This is a genomic window from Pacificibacter sp. (assembly GCF_039769035.1).
Classification (GTDB): Bacteria; Pseudomonadota; Alphaproteobacteria; order Rhodobacterales; family Rhodobacteraceae; genus Celeribacter.
Genome location: NZ_JBDMZG010000195.1, coordinates 1 through 16,484, shown reverse-complemented (window position 1 = coordinate 16,484; position 16,484 = coordinate 1). Strand labels below are relative to the sequence as shown.

The following is a 16,484-nucleotide window of genomic DNA, read 5'->3' as shown; positions in this document are numbered from 1 at the left end:
CGCGCGTTGGTACGCGACAATCATCCCGACAAAATGATCGCACGCGGCGTGCCCGAAGAAGCGGTGCAAATGGCGACGCGCCGTCTGGCCGAGATCAACTCCGCTTGGGATGACATCTCTTTGGAACGCGCAAGCTGATGCGCATCGCGACATATAATGTCGAGTGGTTTGATTCCTTATTTGATAAAAACGGGCGACCCTTGTTGGACATGGCGTGGTCTGGGCGGCGCGACGTGCGCCGCCGTGAGCAACTTGATGCCTTATCTGATGTGTTCAACGCACTGGATGCGGACGCGGTGATGGTGGTTGAGGCGCCCGATACATCGCGGCGTCGCGATACGGTCAAGGCTCTTGAACAGTTTGCGGATTTCGCAGGCATACGCGCGCGCGCCGTGACCATGGGGTTTGTGAATGACACACAACAAGAAATCGCGCTGTTGTACGATCCGCTTGTTTTGCGCGCCACCCATGACCCGCTTGGCACACCCGAGGGCGTTGGCCAGAACGAAACCCCGCCAGCGTTTAATTCCGTGTACCATTTGGATTTGGATACCGATATGACCGGCGATCCTGTCACCTTTTCCAAACCGCCTTTGGAACTTGCGATGCAGGTCCGTCAGACGGGGTTTTCGTTTCGAATGATTGGCGTGCACGTGAAGTCGAAGGCCCCGCACGGGGCGCGAAACCGCGATGACGAAATTCGAATTTCGATCGAAAATCGTCGCAAGCAGCGGGCCCAATGCATTTGGTTGCGCCAACGTGTGGAACAGCATTTGGTCGAAAACGAGCCGCTCATTGTTTTGGGCGATTTCAATGACGGGCCGGGCTTGGACGAATATGAAAAGCTGTTCGGGCGCTCGGGGTTGGAGATCGTGATCGGCGAAGGGAACGGCGGTGCACCAGAAGATCAGCGTCTGTTTGATCCGCATGCCCGCATGGCTATGGCCCCGCGCGCCAGTGCGGCGCCTACGTCTTCGCGGTTCTTTATCCATCAAGAAAACCGATACCTGTCGGCTTTGCTGGACTACATCATGGTGTCAAAAGATTTGGCGCCTTTGGGCAAATGGCGTATTTGGCACCCGTTCGATGACCGCGCGTGCTATGAAAACGTGGCCCTGCGTGAAGCGTTGCTTTTGGCGTCGGATCATTTTCCTGTGACGCTGGATTTAGACATCGAGACATCCTGATCCGCGCGCCAATGCATGTTTTCGAACGCCCGTCTGCACATGCCCGCACTGAGGCGTTCAAGGTGCCATTTCAATACAATATCAATGCTTTGCGTGCTTTACTTGCGTCTTCGCGCCAAGCGAGGATGCCAGTGACATAAACCGTGCCTCTGACACTTCACCAAACAGATCCACAGCTTCGGGGCGCAGGGTCAAGATGAGCTCTTTCTTCTTGGGGAAAAAGTCCATTTTGGCGATCTGATCTGGCGCATCCACAGCAATCATTGCCCCAAACCGCATGGCTTTTCCAAGCACCTCGGCGTTTTGGACTTCCTTGTCGGACAGCATGTCAATGAGGTGGGAAAAGCTGGTGCCTTCGCGCGAGTTTTTGTAGCGGTGGAGCAAAGCAACGCCTAAGAAAATCCGCTCTTTGTGGCTCAAGCCGCCAAGGTTGGCGCGGGTCGCGTTGTCGAAGCAGACCTCGGCACGGTAGTCGGGATGCGCACGCCACGTCACGTCGTGCAGCAAACACGCAGCACGGATCAAGCGCATTTTTTCGTATGCACGGGCGCGAAAGATCGGTTCAATAAAACGGTGAAGCCGTTTGCCAACGCCAGGGATGCGCGCGTCTTTTTGTTCGGCAAAACGGCATGCCTCGATCAACGGATCGCGCGCGCGCACGGACGCTGGCATTTGTTCGTACAGCATGCCTTCGCGAATGCCGTAGGACGAAATGCAGATCTCTTTGGGTTTGAACGTGCGAACCAATTGGCGCAGCACTTCGGAGGCAATCGGCACCAACGCCATGCGCGCAGAGGAGGTGCCTGTCTTACCACGAATGGCGTCTAGGTCATTTTCTTTGATGTATTGGATCGTCTTGCTGACAGCGCGCGCAGACATGCGGTACTCGTGCAAAACATGCAGGGGATAGCCGCGGCGCTCCATGTCGATGCGTGCAATTGCGCGCCAAGAACCACCCACCAGATAGATCCGCTTGTGATCGGTTCCCATAACCTCGGCCAAGTCAGCCATCACTGGTTCAATATGATTTCGGATCCCTTTACGCCCACCTTTCAGGCCTTGCAGTTTAAGGGGGCCGAGTGGCGAGGTGATGCGTTCGCCCACTTTGCCGTCGCCCACCTTGGCCAATTCCATGGATGAGCCGCCGATGTCACAGACAAGGCCGCGCGCATCTGGCCAGCCAAGCAAAACGCCTTGGGCTGATAAGCGCGCTTCCTCTTCTCCGTCGATGACCCAAAGCTGCAGACCCGTCTTTTGCATGATCTCATCGCGAAATTCCGGCCCGTCAGAGGCTTCGCGCACCGCTGCGGTCGCCACGGCCGTCAAAGGCGGAATGCCCATGCTTTGCGCCAGTTTTTGGAACCGTTTGATCGCAGAAAGGGCGCGTTCTTTGCCTTCTGGGTTAAGCAGCCCGGTTTCGCGCAAGCCCGCGCCTAGGCCACAGAGAATTTTTTCGTTGTAGAAATAGGCAGGGCTGCGCGCCGCGCCATCAAACACAACCATGCGCACGGAGTTGGAACCCACATCGACAACCCCGACCCGAGACAAGGCGCGTGCATTGTCATCAAGAAAAAGAGGGCGCCCAAATGCCCCCCATTCATTTTGGGCCGCTGCTTGTTCCAGCGCTGATTTGAATTTCGGCAAAGGTGATGTCCTCGGTGGCTGTGTTTTGAGAGTGCCCAATCACAGGCAGTTATGTCAATCTTTGCGCGATTTTGTGGCGATTGGTCCCGCCACATGCGCTGAGATGGGGGGCTACATGTCTGTGTGTGTGAGTTCCGGCACGTCTTTGACGCCTGCTGATCCGCGTCCAGATAAGGACGGGTGTTCCATAAAGAATTGGTGGCACGAAAACGGCGTCGTATCCGGCGCAAGCTCGGGCCGCAGCCACGTGCCGTCACCGGACAAGATCCAGCTTTGGGCCAAGTCTGCCATATTGGCGGCCATGATCTGTTGGACGATCTGCGCTTTCACCGTTGGATTTTTGATTTCCACAAGCGTTTCAACGCGGCGGTTTAGATTGCGACCCATCCAGTCCGCCGACGACATGTACACGCGTGCTTTTTTGGATGGCAGACCTTTGCCATTGCCAAAACAGACGATGCGCGAATGTTCCAAGAAACGCCCGACAATCGATTTGACACGGATGTTTTCGGACAGGCCTTTCACGCCCGGTCTCAGACCGCAAATGCCGCGAATGACCAAATTGATTTTAACGCCCGCTTGGCTTGCAGCATAGAGCGCATCGATCACGGTTGGCTCAACCAGCGAATTCATTTTCGCCCAAATCTCGGCCGGCTTGCCTTCGGCTGCAAAGGCGGCTTCGCGCGCGATCCCGTCTAGCAAGTCGGCTTTAAGGGTATGGGGCGAGATAGACAGGTTTTCCAGTCCCTCAGGCGGGGCGTACCCCCCAATGTAATTGAACACTTTGGTGGCATCGCGGCCCAGCGGTTCATCACAGGTGAAAAAGCTAAGATCGGTGTAAATGCGCGCTGTGATCGGGTGGTAGTTGCCGGTGCCAAAGTGAGTATAGGTCACAAGCTTTGTGCCTTCGCGGCGCACCACTGTCGAAATTTTGGCATGGGTTTTGTAGTTGGTAAACCCGTAGACAACATGCACGCCGGACCGTTCCAAGCGGCGCGATTGGCGAATGTTCGCGGCCTCGTCAAAGCGGGCTTTCAGCTCGACCAGAGCGGTGACCATTTTGCCATTTTCAGCGGCTTCACACAGCGCCGACACGATAGGGCTTTCATTTGAGGTGCGGTACAAAGTTTGCTTAATCGCCACGACATTCGGGTCATGTGCTGCCTGTGCCAAGAAGCGGATCACAAGGTCAAATGTCTCATAAGGATGATGCAGCAAAATGTCTTTTTGCTTGATGGCTGCAAACATATCGCCTTCGTGGTCTTGAACACGCTCAGGCACGCGGGGTGTATAAACAGGCCACTGCAAATCACGACGACTGTCGAGCACCAATTCTTTAAGATCAGACAGGCCCAAGGTCCCAGCCACTTCGACAATCTCGTCTTCACGCACGCTAAGTTCTTCTTTGATCACAGCCCGCAAAGCCTTGGGCGCGCCTTGTGAAATTTTAAGTCGAACAACTTCGCCGCGTCTGCGTCGTTTGAGGGCGGTTTCAAATTCGCGTACCAAATCTTCGGCTTCTTCTTCCACCTCAAGATCGCTGTCACGCAGGACGCGAAAGGTGCAAGAGCCTTCGGCTGTATAGCCAGGAAACAGATCACGAATAAAAATCAGTAGCAGGTCTTCCAGCGGCAAAAACCGGTCTGGCTTGTCCACCGTTTCAGGTAGGCGCACAAATCTGTCGATCAGAGCTGGGATTGGCAAAAGGGCTTGCAGCGCGCGTTTGTCTTTGTTGCGCTCCATTTGCAGGGCCAGCACAAACCCCGTGTTGGGTACAAACGGAAACGGGTGCGCGGGATCGATCGCAAGGGGGGAGAGAACCGGAAACACTTGCGTCAAAAACACATCGCGCAAATAGGTGAGGTCGTCCTCACTCAGCCGATCTGGTGTTAAAATCGCAATGCCCTCAGCGTCCATTTCGCTGCGAATGTCCTCCCACGCGGAAAGCTGGGCAGCGAGCAAATCGCGCGCATCTTTTGAAATCAGCTCCAGTTGATCTGCCGGTGAGCGCCCGTCTGCTGCGGGTGTTGTGATGCCCGCTTTGGCCAGTTCGCGCAGACCTGCCACGCGCACCGTGTAGAATTCATCCAGATTGGCCGCCGAAATAGACACGAACCGCAGACGTTCTAACAAGGGTACGCGCGGGTTTTTGGCTTCGCCCAGAACACGCCAATTGAAACCGAGCCAACTGAGTTCACGATTGAAAAACCGCTTGGGGCTGTTGAGGCACTCATCAGGCAACTCAATGGCGTCCGGAAAGGGGGCTGTCAGAAAATCTGTTGATGTCGTCAAAGTCATGCTGCGCGCAATACCAATTTGGGGGAGCTTCAGGTTTTATCCTGCGCGCTCAAGGAGATATTGTCCAGAACTTGTGCAGCAAAGTTTCTGGAAATGGGCTTGGCCTCGCGCAAAGCTGCCGCGTCAAGTGCTTCGACAATGCCGCGCAGATTGGCCGTTGAACGCTCCATGCGTTTGACCAAATAGGGGATCACAGGCTGGGAAATGGCCAATTGCCGGTCATCAAATTGTTTGAACAGCATTGCGGACAACAGCGCATCATCCGGCGCATCAATCTTGGCCAGCGATGTGCCCTCCATGCGCGACGCCAAATCGTGCAAGCTGAGCTGCCAATGTTTGGGCGCGGTGTTAGCGGTGATCAAAAGGTGACCGCCTTCCGCCAGCGTTAAGTTGTGCAAGTGAAACAAAGCTTCTTCGGTTGCGCGCGGCTGTGGCAGCTCGGACACCAGATCGGCGTCTTCGACGACAACATTGCGCAAGCTGGCCAAAAACGGGATGTCTGCGTCTGCCAGTTCATCAATGCCGATGATGACGGCCGACTGATCGACGGCCCAAACATGCGCCATGTGGGTCTTGCCCGATCCGCTTGGCCCCGTCAGAACCAACTTGTTGTTTGGCCACAGGTCAGGGGTATCCAAAATGGCCAAGGCAATGGCGTTGGAAGGCGAGACGAAAAAGGCCTCGCGCTCAAGAGCTTCGCGCACAGGCAATTCAAAAGTGAGTTGTTCGGACATGATTTGGGTGGCTCAGTCTTCTTTATTTGCGGCGGCGTCATAGGCCGCGTCAGTGCCTTGCTCAAGATGTGCAAGCCCAGTGTACAGGCGACTGTCTTGATACTGTTCAATGCCAAAGCGTGCAACCACACCAATTGATGCGGCGACGGGCACGGCGATCAACATGCCGACAAATCCAAACAGAGTCCCAAAAGCCGTCAATGCAAAGATCAGCCAAACTGGGTGCAGACCAATTGATGTGCCCACCAGTTTTGGCGTCAAAATATTGCCTTCAAAGAACTGTCCAAGTGCGAAAATACCAACGACCAGCCCGATGCGCAGCCAATCTGTGGCAATCACAACGGTTTCGCCGTTGATCACTTCGGTGCCGCCCCAGAACTGAAACAGTGCCAAGCCGATGGACAAGGCCCCGCCCACAAGTGCGCCCACATAGGGAATAAACGTCAAAGCGCCTGCGACAGCGCCAGTGACCAGCCCGAATTTCAAGCCCACCAGCATCAAGGCGGCCGCATAAAACGCGCCTAAGATGAGACAGACAGTGCCCTGACCGCGAATGAATGAGGCAAGCGTTTGATCGATTTGGCGTGCGAGTTCGCGCAGCACTGGCGCGTGATCGCGTGGCAACAATTTGTCGACCTGCGCGACCATGCGGTCCCAATCCAACAACAGATAAAAGGTGATGACGGGAACCAAGAACAGAACCATCATAACGTTAAAGATGCTTAAGACGGATGTCAGGGCCGACGACAAAAACGCACCGCCGCGCGATTGAATTGTTTCGCCGATTTGCAACAATGATTGGTGCAGCTGGCTGTTTTCATCCAAAAGATCGGGAAACTTTTCAATTAAAAAACTACGTAGGTCTGCAAACAATTGCGGCGCTGTGGCCACCAAATCTGTGGCCTGGCGCACCAAGGTAGGCAAGACCAGTAAAGAGATTACAACAAATATAAGAGCCGCCGCCGCGGTGATCACGACCGTGGATAAGACGCGTGATAGTCCCATGGCCTCTAGCCGGTCTGCCACTGGGTCCAGCATATAGGCGACTGCCATCGCCAAGACAAAAGGCAAGATTACATCGCCCAATAGCCAGATCGTGCCCAAAAAGACAACGCTGGCCACACTCCAGTATTTGACTTGCTCTCGAACAGGTAAGGCCACTGCGCATCTCCATGTTTTCCTACATATCGCCCGCTTCGCTGATGCATTCAAGTGTAAGAGCACCCTTCGTGCGTCTGAGGCACCTTGTTTGTACGAGGCGGATCGCTTAGACCGATGTAAATTCACCTAATTCAGAGGCTGTTCGATGCGCCTAAGCCGTTACTTTTTGCCCGTTCTCAAAGACACTCCTGCCAATGCGCAGATTGCGTCACACCGTTTGATGCTGCGCGCTGGCATGATCCGCCAGCAGTCCGCGGGGATCTACTCTTGGTTGCCTCTTGGCTATAAGGTCTTGAAAAAGGTCGAAAACATTGTTCACGAAGAACAACAACGCGTCGGGCACATTCCGCTTTTGATGCCGACGTTGCAGTCCGCTGATTTGTGGCGCGAAAGTGGTCGTTACGACGCTTACGGCGACGAAATGCTGCGCCTGTCTGACCGTCACGGCAAAGACATGCTCTATGGTCCCACCAACGAAGAAATGATCACAGACATCTTCCGTGCCCACGTCGGTTCGTACAAAGACCTGCCTTTGACGCTCTACCACATCCAGTGGAAATTCCGCGACGAAGTGCGTCCACGTTTTGGCGTGATGCGTGGTCGTGAGTTCTTGATGAAAGACGGTTACAACTTTGATCTGACCAAAGAAGACGCGCTGCACGCCTACAACCGTCACCTCGTGTCTTACCTGCGCACCTATGAACGTATGGGGCTGCAAGCCATTCCAATGCGCGCGGATTCTGGTCCTATCGGCGGCGATGATACGCATGAGTTCTTGGTGTTGGCTGACACTGGCGAATCCGAAGTGTTCTACGACAAAAACGTCACCGACATTAAGCTCGGACAACGTGACATCGACCCGTATGACGTTGACCAATGCCGCGGCGTGATGGAAGAATTCACATCGCTCTACGCGCGCACGGATGAGACACATGATGCAGCTGAATTTGCGAAGGTCCCTGAGGATCGCCAAATGACAGCGCGCGGCATCGAAGTGGGGCAAATCTTCTACTTCGGCACCAAATACTCAGAATCTATGGGCGCAGAAGTCGTAGGCACGGACGGCAAGCGCACGCCTGTTCACATGGGATCGCACGGTATCGGCGTGTCCCGCTTGCTTGGCGCTTTGATCGAAGCCAACCACGACGACAACGGTATCATCTGGCCAGAAGGCGTGACACCGTTCCACGTTGGCATCGTGAACTTGAAACAAGGCGATGACGAAGCAGATGCAGCTTGCGAAGCACTTTATAAATCCTTCCAAGCGCTCGGTCTTGATCCTTTGTACGATGATCGCAAAGAACGCGCTGGCGGTAAATTCGCGACGATGGACCTTATCGGTCTGCCGTGGCGCATCACTGTTGGCCCGCGTGGTTTGAAAAACGGTGTCGTCGAAGTCACCTCGCGCCGCACAGGCGAGTCTGAGGAAATGACGCCAGAACTGGCCATCGAGAAAATCGCGAAAATCTACGCAGAGCTCTAGGCCAACTGAAGAATTTGACACGAAAAAACGCCCCGCAGTTTATGCGGGGCGTTTTGCATTTCTAGATCGCTGTCTTCTCGCAGCTGCGCCTTAGTGGCAGGCAGGCCGTGTACCAGGCAAGAGCACTTTGTCGATCACGTGGATCACGCCATTGTCAGCCATGATATCAGCGATAATTACATTTGCCATTGAACCAGAGCCGTCTGAAATCATCACGCCGTCAGAACCTTTTGTGATGCACAGGCGGTCGCTTTCCAGCATTGGTTTGAAGTAGTTAGACCCTGCAGGAATGCCGGATGCTGTCAGTTTGCGGTCGTCGACATGGTACAAAAGGATGTCCGTCAACATGCCTTTGTTTTCTGGTTTCAACAGTGTTTCAACAGTGCCTTCTGGTAGGGCCGCAAAGGCATCGTTTACTGGCGCATAAACTGTGAATGGGCCTGGACCAGACAATGCGTCAGCGAGGCCAGCGGCACCTACCGCTGCAACAAGTGTTGAAAAGCGTTCGTCGCCAGCAGCGATTTCAACGATGTTTGCTGCATTCGCGGTGGTTGCAGAAACGGTGAGCGCCAGAGCGGCACAGATTGACATAGACTTAAACATGATATTCTCCCATTGGATTTTTTAGTGTTGTGCAAGGGATACGCGGGCCATTGGATTGTGGATCACGCGTTCACGAAAGCGTGTTTTTGCGTGATTTTTTACGTGACAGGGATGTTGAACGTAGCTCAGAGTAGGGGCGCTCACCTTTGGCGACTTCTCGCGCAGCATACAGCCATGCATTGGCGTGCAGCTCAGAACCCGCTAACCTTTGGGCAATGACCACATAAGACTTCGAGGCAGAGCATGATTGTAAAAACATTAGCACTCGTCGGCGGCATGTTTGGCGCGGCCTCTTTGTCTCAGTTCCCCGAATTCACCCAACAATATATGCAGCGCTTGGGTGGGCAGATTGATGCCCTGTCTTTGGTGATCCAAGATTTTGACGCCTCAGCGCAAAAAGCGGACATGACCCGAGACGAGGCCTTGGCATCTATGGGGGGTACCGTGTTTTTGGAAAACCGTCGCACAGATATGCGCAATACAATCAGCCGGCACAGCATCCTCAGCAATGATCTTGCATCGTTAACAGATGCGTCCCCCCTCGCGCGCGTGTCGATGCCGCATCGGTTACGTGATCTGGATCTGGTGCGCGCCACTTATGATACGTTCCGACCCGCTTTGCCCTTTACCCTTGAGGGCGCGGTCTCTGCAGGTATCGGCTTCGCAGCGGGGTGGGCCATCATTAAGGTACTGTTTTATGGGCTGTTGTGGCCGTTCCGGCGCAGGCGCGTTGCGCGGCTTTAGGCCGGCTGCGACCGCGCTTGGCTTGACCTTTTGCCTCTAAAACAACATGGTCAGCCAAGCTGTGATCCGTCCCAAAAGGAAAACCTCGTGACCCAAACTAAGAGTGTTTCAACTGCGCCATTTTCGCGGTTCGAATGGATGATTGCTTGGCGATACCTGCGTGCGCGGCGCGAAGAGGGCGGTGTATCCACCATGACGTGGATCTCGTTGATTGGTATCACCCTCGCGGTGGCGGCTTTGATCATCACCTTGGCTGTGCGCACGGGCTTTCGAAACGAATTTGTTGATACAATTCTGGGCTCTAACGCCCATGTGACGGTGTATTCCTCTGCCTATATGGACGGGAATAACCCCTCGAATGCGATCACAGATTACGTTGAATGGACCAATGCTTTGCGCACGGTTCCAGGCGTCACCCGTGCAGCCCCCTTGGTGCGCGGGCAGGTGCTGAGCACCTATCGGTCTTCCAATGCAGCGGTTGAGGTTTACGGCATCTCTTATGACGATTTGCTGACCATTCCGCGTGTGGGCCAAACGCCTGATGATGCTTGGGGCGATATTTCGCGCTTTGAGGACGGCATCGCGATTGGCTCTGGCGTGGCGCGGTCGCTTGGCGTGGGGGTGGGTGATAAGATCAAATTGATCTCGCCCGAAGGGGCCAAAACCGCCTTTGGTACATCGCCCCGCGTGTCGTCTTTTGAGGTCGTCTATGTCTTTACCGCTGGGCGATATGATATCGATAAAACAAGGGCTTACCTGCCTTTTGCCGAGGCGCAGAAATACTTTAATCGCACCGGCGCAGCCGACGAAATCGAGGTCATGGTCGAACACCCTGAACGCGTCGATGACATGGCCATTCCGCTGCTCACAGCAGTGGGCGAGCGGGGCATGGTTTGGACGTGGCGCGATGCGTCGGGGTCCTTCTTGCGCGCCTTGGATATAGAGGACAATGTGATGTTCGTGATCCTGTCCATTTTGGTGCTGATCGCGGCGATGAATATCGTCTCTGGACTGATCATGTTGGTCAAAAACAAGGGCCGTGACATTGGCATTTTGCGCACCATTGGATTGACGCAAGCCTCTGTAATGCGGGTGTTTTTTATCTGTGGCGCCTTTACGGGCATCATCGGAACTGTGGCCGGAGTGGCGCTGGGATCGTTGTTTGCGATCTACATCGATAGCATCATGCAACTGGTGAATTATCTCAACGGTGGTGGGGCTTGGGATCCGTCCATTCGGGGTATCTATGCGCTGCCGGCTGAGCTGCGATTTATCGATGTGGCCAAGGCCGTGTCGTTGTCTTTGGGACTGTCGTTTGTCGTGACCATTTTTCCGGCGCGCAAGGCCGCTCGCATGAACCCTGTGGAGGCGCTGCGTTATGAGTAATATGCTGGAAATTCAGGGTGTTACTAAGCACTATAATGTGGGTAAACCCAATGAAATTCACGTGTTGAATGGCGTGGATTTGACGGTGAAAAAGGGCGAAGTTGTGGGGCTTATTGCGCCCTCTGGTGCGGGGAAATCAACGCTTTTGCACATCGCTGGGCTGCTGGATTCTGCGGATGCGGGGGCTGTGCAGATCAATGGCACGGATGTGACGGGGTTGGATGACCACGCGCGGACCGCGATGCGCCGCGCGCAGGTCGGATTTATCTATCAATTTCACCACCTTTTGCCGGAATTTTCTGCGCTGGAAAACATCGTTTTGCCGCAGCTTGCCAATGGCGTGCCGCAAACGAATGCTGAGGCTAGGGCTTTGAAATTATTGGATTCTGTGGGCGTTGCGGAGCGTGCGGATCACCGACCGGCGGCGATGTCGGGGGGGGAGCAACAACGGGTTGCGTTTTGCCGTGCACTGGCCAATCAACCTGCGCTTTTGCTGGCGGATGAACCGACTGGGAACCTTGACCCTGCGACGTCAGACCGTGTGTTTGAAGCGCTTATGGCGGTGGCCCGCGATGAAGGATTGGCCGCTTTGATCGCCACGCACAATATGGAGCTGGCTGGCAAAATGGACCGCGTGCTGCGACTTGATAACGGCGTGCTGGTTGAGGCCTGACTGGCGCCAAGTATGGGCCTGAGGCCCTTTTTTAAAGACATTGTGGCGCGTGTTTTAAACTTTTTAACGGTTTAAAGCAGGGGCGCTTTACATGTTTTAATGGTTTTTGGTGCCCTTGGATGAGGTTCCGCGCCTCTTCAGAGTGATTTTCAAAAAGAAAATCACGCGCGCCCGTTCAGATGGCTTGCGTCCCGGTGGGACGGTCCATCTTCATCCCCACGGGAGGGCGCCTACGTCGCCCAGCCAGGGTCAGGCGCTTGGGTCAGTTTTTAAGCGTAACAGCGGTACCATTTGCGACCAGTAAAATCATATTTCCTGAATTGCTTAGATCAACATATTCGAAATCGATAGCCACAACCGCATCCGCTCCAAGTTCAAATGCTTCGTCTCGCAATTCGTCGAGAACAATCTTTCTACTGTCCCGAAGAACTGATTGAACCGCGCTAGAGCGTCCACCGACAACGTCCCTAACGCCTGAGAAAAGATCTTTGAAGATGTTCATTCCAAATGCGCATTCTGCTGAAACAATCCCAAGTCTTTTATCGATCGAAAAGTTGCTCCCGCTTTCTGTCGTTAGAATTAGTTTTTCTATTTCTGATCGATTGCTCAGGGTTGCCTTTTTGACTTTGCGTTCATTTTCTTCGACTTCAATTTTTTTGCGGCAGTCCGCACAAAGGCCCGCTTTTAATTGCAGCATTCCAAAATGTGATTGCTTGCATCTACTACATGTTGCCAAAATATCTTCCTCTTTAAATATTTCACGCAAGCCCGCTTGCGTGAACTCTAATTACACATCCAATTCCTCAACAAACTGCGCGTTGGCTTGAATATACTGGAACCGCAGTTCTGGTTTTTTGCCCATCAGACGTTCGACCAGATCGGCTGTGTCGCCGGGGGTGTCTTCGTCGATGGTCACGCGGATCAATTTGCGCGTCTTCGGGTCCATGGTGGTTTCTTTCAAATCCTTGGCGTCCATTTCGCCAAGACCTTTGAAGCGCTGCACATCGATTTTGCCTTTGCCGCCAAGGCCTTTTTCCATCCAGAGGTCTTTTTCCGCGTCATCGGCCACATACAGGCGGTTCGCGCCTTGGGTGAGGCGGTAGAGCGGTGGGCAAGCGAGGTACAAGTGACCTTGGTCAATCAGCGGCCGCATTTGGGTGAAGAAGAATGTCATCAGCAAAGCGGCGATATGCGCGCCATCGACATCCGCATCGGTCATAATGATGATTTTGTCATAGCGCAGGTCTTCGACGTTAAACCGCGTGCCCATGCCAACGCCCAAAGCTTCGCACAGATCGTTGATTTCAGCGTTGGTGTTCAGCTTGTTCGAGGCCGCGCCCAGCACGTTGAGGATCTTACCTTTAAGCGGCAAGAGAGCTTGGGTTTCGCGTTTGCGCGCGCCTTTGGCGGAACCGCCCGCAGAGTCGCCCTCCACGATGAACAATTCGGTGTTCTCGCGGTTTTTGGCGGTACAATCGGTGAGCTTGCCCGGCAGGCGCAGCTTTTTGGTGGCTGATTTGCGCTGGGTTTCTTTTTCTTGACGACGACGCAGGCGTTCTTCGGCGCGCAGCACAAGAAAATCAAGGATCGCGCCTGCGGATTTGGTGTCAGAGGCCAGCCAGTTGTCAAAGTGATCGCGCACAGAGTTTTCAACCATGCGTGCGGCTTCGGTGGTGGCGAGGCGGTCTTTGGTTTGGCCGACAAACTCGGGCTCGCGGATAAAGCACGACACCAGCGCGCCTGCGCCTGTGGTCAGGTCATCGCGGGTGATCGAGGTGGCCTTTTTGTTGCCCACAAGTTCGCCGTAAGCTTTGATGCCCTTGAGGATCGCCGCCCAAAAGCCGCCCTCGTGGGTGCCACCCTCGGGCGTGGGCACGGTGTTACAATAGGACTGCATAAATCCGTCCCGCGTGGGCGTCCAATTGATGGCCCATTCGACCTTGCCGGGGGCGTTGAATTTCTCAAACGACACGGTGCCCGCGAAGGGCTGATCGGCATAGGTGGTGGCGCTGCCCATGGCTTCATTCAGGTAATCGGCGAGACCACCGGGGAAGTGGAACTTGGCCTCAAGCGGGGTGTCGCCGTCCGAGATCGCGGTTTTCCAGCGGATTTCGACGCCTGAGAAAAGATAGGCCTTGGAGCGCGCCATGGCGAACAAACGCGCTGGCTTGAGTTTCAGCGTGCCAAAGATTTGCGGATCGGGGTGGAAGGTCACGGATGTGCCGCGCCGATTGGGGGCAGCGCCGATTTTAGCGAGGGGGCCTTGCGGCAGGCCGCGCGAAAATTCCATCGCGAAGAGTTCTTTGTTGCGGGCCACTTCGACGCGCAGATGATCAGACAGGGCGTTCACGACAGACGAGCCCACGCCGTGCAAACCGCCAGAGGTTTCATAGCTGTCGCCCGAAAATTTGCCGCCTGCGTTCAGCGTACAGAAAATGATTTCGAGCGCGGATTTGGACGGGTCTTTGGGGTGCGGATCGGTGGGGATGCCGCGGCCGTTGTCGCGCACTGAGACGTGGCCGTTTTCATGCAGCTCGATCTCGATCCAAGTGGCGTGGCCCGCGACGGCCTCATCCATGGAGTTGTCGACAATCTCGGCGACCATGTGGTGCAAAGCGCGGTCGTCCTTGCCGCCGATATACATGCCGGGGCGCAGGCGGACGTGTTCCATATCGTCGAGCACCTCGATGGAAGAGGCGTCATATTCGGAAGCTTTGGCTTTGGTGGTGCCTGTGAGGAGATCGTCGGACATGGGCTTTGCGCTCGATTCTTATGGTTTGCTCGTTTGGGATAGGATTAGACCATTCAACCGGACAAACCGCAAGATGCTGCGAAGTGGGATATGGGGCGCGGGCGCATAGCTTGGATTGGGCGCGCGCAATTTGGGCTTTTGGCCCAAAACCTTGCCCTAGATCAAAGTGGGGGCGCGCGGGGGATGATACACTCGTAGCCGACAAATTCATTAGGAGAAAATTTATGGCGACATCCCCCGTTTCCCCGAAAGCAGCGGCCCCAAAACCACCCGCTTCTGTGGCCAGTGCAACGACAAGCGCTGCGGCCAAAGCCATAAAGCCAACTGCGGCCAAAGCCATAAAGCCTGCGCCAGAGATCGTCACGAATGACGCAGAGAGCGCCAACAAGGCGGGCTTTCCCAAGGTCGCGACGGACAGTTTTGCGCAGGCCTTTGAGGCGGGGCAGTATCCCTATGAGACCAAGTTGTCGCGTGCCAAGTATGAAAAGGAAAAGGTCGCTTTGCAGGCTGAATTGCTCAAGGCGCAGCTTTGGGCGCAAGAAGCTGGCGAGAAGTTCGTGTTGTTGTTTGAGGGACGCGACGCAGCGGGCAAGGGGGGGACGATCAAGCGCTTTACCGAGCATTTAAATCCCCGCCATGCGCGTGTGGTTGCCCTGAACAAACCAACCGATGCCGAACGCGGTCAGTGGTTCTATCAACGCTATCTGGAGCACCTGCCCACCGAGGGCGAAATCGTGTTGTATGACCGATCTTGGTACAACCGCGCAGGGGTTGAACGGGTGATGGGGTTCTGCGAGGCGAACGATTATCTAGAATTCATGCGCCAAACGCCGGAACTGGAACGCATGTTGGTGCGCTCTGGCATTCGGCTGCACAAATACTGGTTTTCAGTGACGCGCGAAGAACAACAGGCGCGCTTTACCTCGCGGGCGTCAGATCCGTTGAAGCAATGGAAGTTGTCACCGATTGATAAGGCGTCTTTGGGCAAATGGGATGATTACACCGAAGCGAAAGAGGCGATGTTTTTCTACACTGACACCGCCGATGCGCCGTGGACGATTATCAAATCCAACGACAAAAAACGCGCGCGCCTGAATTGCATGCGGCACTTTTTGTCCACGATTGATTACCCCGATAAAAACCACGACATCGCCCGCGCACCCGATCCCTTGATCGTGGGCCACGCCTCACAAGTGGTACACTCCGCTGACCACATCTTAGGCGCATCCCTGCACCCGTCGAGCCGACGTGGAAAGAATGCCTAGGGTTTGAGAGTATTTGAATAGGATCAACAGGGGCCGCTCGAAAGGGCGGCTTTTGCTTCGGGTGATGGCACAGAGAACGGCGGATCTGAACCCAAAGTGAAGAGATATTGCCACAGCATAAATGACCCGAAAAACCCGCGCTTGACCTGCGACACAAGAATCATGGATGCTTTCACCAAATTTGTCCCGCTTTGGGGTAATGATATTATATTGGATTTTCAAAATGCGCACTGTCTTGCTTTCTACGCTTTTCCTTTCATTTGCTGCACCTGCTGTTGCCGATCCTACGGTCGGACTTGGTCTGAGCTACAGCTTTGGCGGTGGTCAGCCACAGGCCGGCATAGGGTTGCGCGTGTTCTCAGATGATCAGCAAGATAAAGTCGCGGGCACTGTCGGTATCGATTATATGTTCGGAACCCAATCATGGCGCGGCACCATTGGTGCAGCCTATCTGGCCGAGAACGTCTTTGCAGGCGTTGATCTGGGCTATGACTTGGGTGACGGTAGCTTCGGGTTTGGCGTGAGTGGTGGCGCCGTGAAAACGGCTGAACCTG

General features: G+C 54.8%; 14 protein-coding genes and 1 pseudogene. 8 read left to right on the top strand and 7 right to left on the bottom strand.

The window, feature by feature from the left end:
- Together ABF287_RS15880 and ABF287_RS15875 are read left to right on the top strand one after the other, a co-directional pair.
- Positions 1-138, top strand: a pseudogene (locus tag ABF287_RS15880) (molecular chaperone DjiA); the annotation flags it as partial.
- On the top strand, positions 138-1,187 hold the full coding sequence (locus ABF287_RS15875) for an endonuclease/exonuclease/phosphatase family protein (protein WP_347185974.1): 1,050 nt from the start codon (positions 138-140) through the stop codon (positions 1,185-1,187). The pseudogene ABF287_RS15880 and the gene ABF287_RS15875, both read left to right, overlap by 1 nt.
- Before the next feature lie 81 nt (positions 1,188-1,268).
- Here the strand turns inward: ABF287_RS15875 and ABF287_RS15870 are convergent, their stop codons facing one another.
- The 4 genes from ABF287_RS15870 to ABF287_RS15855 all read right to left on the bottom strand — a co-directional run bounded on the left by ABF287_RS15870 (position 1,269) and on the right by ABF287_RS15855 (position 7,024).
- Positions 1,269-2,831 (bottom strand): Ppx/GppA family phosphatase, encoded by a 1,563-nt coding sequence (locus ABF287_RS15870; protein WP_347185973.1) that lies wholly within the window; start codon positions 2,829-2,831, stop codon positions 1,269-1,271.
- 111 nt (positions 2,832-2,942) lie between these two features.
- The gene (locus ABF287_RS15865) at positions 2,943-5,129 is read right to left on the bottom strand and encodes an RNA degradosome polyphosphate kinase (protein ID WP_347185972.1); all 2,187 of its coding nucleotides are present in this window, start codon (positions 5,127-5,129) and stop codon (positions 2,943-2,945) included.
- A gap of 29 nt (positions 5,130-5,158) precedes the next feature.
- Positions 5,159-5,863, bottom strand: coding sequence for a DnaA/Hda family protein (locus ABF287_RS15860; protein ID WP_347185971.1), 705 nt, complete (start codon positions 5,861-5,863; stop codon positions 5,159-5,161).
- A gap of 12 nt (positions 5,864-5,875) precedes the next feature.
- Positions 5,876-7,024: an AI-2E family transporter gene (locus ABF287_RS15855; protein WP_347185970.1), complete on the bottom strand. Its 1,149-nt coding sequence runs from the start codon at positions 7,022-7,024 to the stop codon at positions 5,876-5,878.
- 145 nt (positions 7,025-7,169) lie between these two features.
- Between ABF287_RS15855 and proS the strand changes: the two genes are divergently transcribed.
- The gene (proS, locus tag ABF287_RS15850) at positions 7,170-8,507 is read left to right on the top strand and encodes a proline--tRNA ligase (RefSeq protein WP_347185969.1); all 1,338 of its coding nucleotides are present in this window, start codon (positions 7,170-7,172) and stop codon (positions 8,505-8,507) included.
- 90 nt (positions 8,508-8,597) lie between these two features.
- On the opposite strand, the gene ABF287_RS15845 is transcribed toward proS, so the two are convergent.
- Positions 8,598-9,110, bottom strand: a complete 513-nt coding sequence (locus ABF287_RS15845; protein WP_347185968.1) for a fasciclin domain-containing protein — start codon at positions 9,108-9,110, stop codon at positions 8,598-8,600.
- Positions 9,111-9,353: 243 nt separating this feature from the next.
- Here ABF287_RS15845 and ABF287_RS15840 point away from each other — a divergent pair, with 243 nt between their 5' ends.
- The 3 genes from ABF287_RS15840 (at position 9,354) to ABF287_RS15830 (ending at position 11,913) form a co-directional block, all read left to right on the top strand.
- Positions 9,354-9,854, top strand: a complete 501-nt coding sequence (locus tag ABF287_RS15840; protein ID WP_347185967.1) for a DUF2937 family protein — start codon at positions 9,354-9,356, stop codon at positions 9,852-9,854.
- A 138-nt stretch (positions 9,855-9,992) separates the two neighbouring features.
- Positions 9,993-11,240 carry a lipoprotein-releasing ABC transporter permease subunit gene (locus ABF287_RS15835; RefSeq protein WP_347185975.1) on the top strand — a complete coding sequence of 416 codons (1,248 nt, stop codon included), beginning with the start codon at positions 9,993-9,995 and terminating at the stop codon, positions 11,238-11,240.
- Positions 11,233-11,913, top strand: coding sequence for an ABC transporter ATP-binding protein (locus ABF287_RS15830; protein WP_347185966.1), 681 nt, complete (start codon positions 11,233-11,235; stop codon positions 11,911-11,913). Before ABF287_RS15835 ends, ABF287_RS15830 begins: the two co-directional genes overlap by 8 nt.
- A gap of 262 nt (positions 11,914-12,175) precedes the next feature.
- Here ABF287_RS15830 and ABF287_RS15825 read toward each other — a convergent pair whose 3' ends face one another.
- Positions 12,176-12,679 carry a YbjQ family protein gene (locus tag ABF287_RS15825; RefSeq protein WP_347185965.1) on the bottom strand — a complete coding sequence of 168 codons (504 nt, stop codon included), beginning with the start codon at positions 12,677-12,679 and terminating at the stop codon, positions 12,176-12,178.
- 21 nt (positions 12,680-12,700) lie between these two features.
- The gene (gene parE, locus ABF287_RS15820; RefSeq protein WP_347185964.1) at positions 12,701-14,665 is read right to left on the bottom strand and encodes a DNA topoisomerase IV subunit B; all 1,965 of its coding nucleotides are present in this window, start codon (positions 14,663-14,665) and stop codon (positions 12,701-12,703) included.
- Positions 14,666-14,889: 224 nt separating this feature from the next.
- On the opposite strand from parE, the gene ppk2 reads away from it, so the two are divergent.
- Both ppk2 and ABF287_RS15810 read left to right on the top strand, forming a co-directional pair.
- Positions 14,890-15,930 carry a polyphosphate kinase 2 gene (ppk2, locus tag ABF287_RS15815; protein ID WP_347185963.1) on the top strand — a complete coding sequence of 347 codons (1,041 nt, stop codon included), beginning with the start codon at positions 14,890-14,892 and terminating at the stop codon, positions 15,928-15,930.
- 223 nt (positions 15,931-16,153) lie between these two features.
- A partial coding sequence (locus tag ABF287_RS15810; RefSeq protein WP_347185962.1) for a hypothetical protein occupies positions 16,154-16,484 on the top strand: 331 nt, incomplete at its 3' end.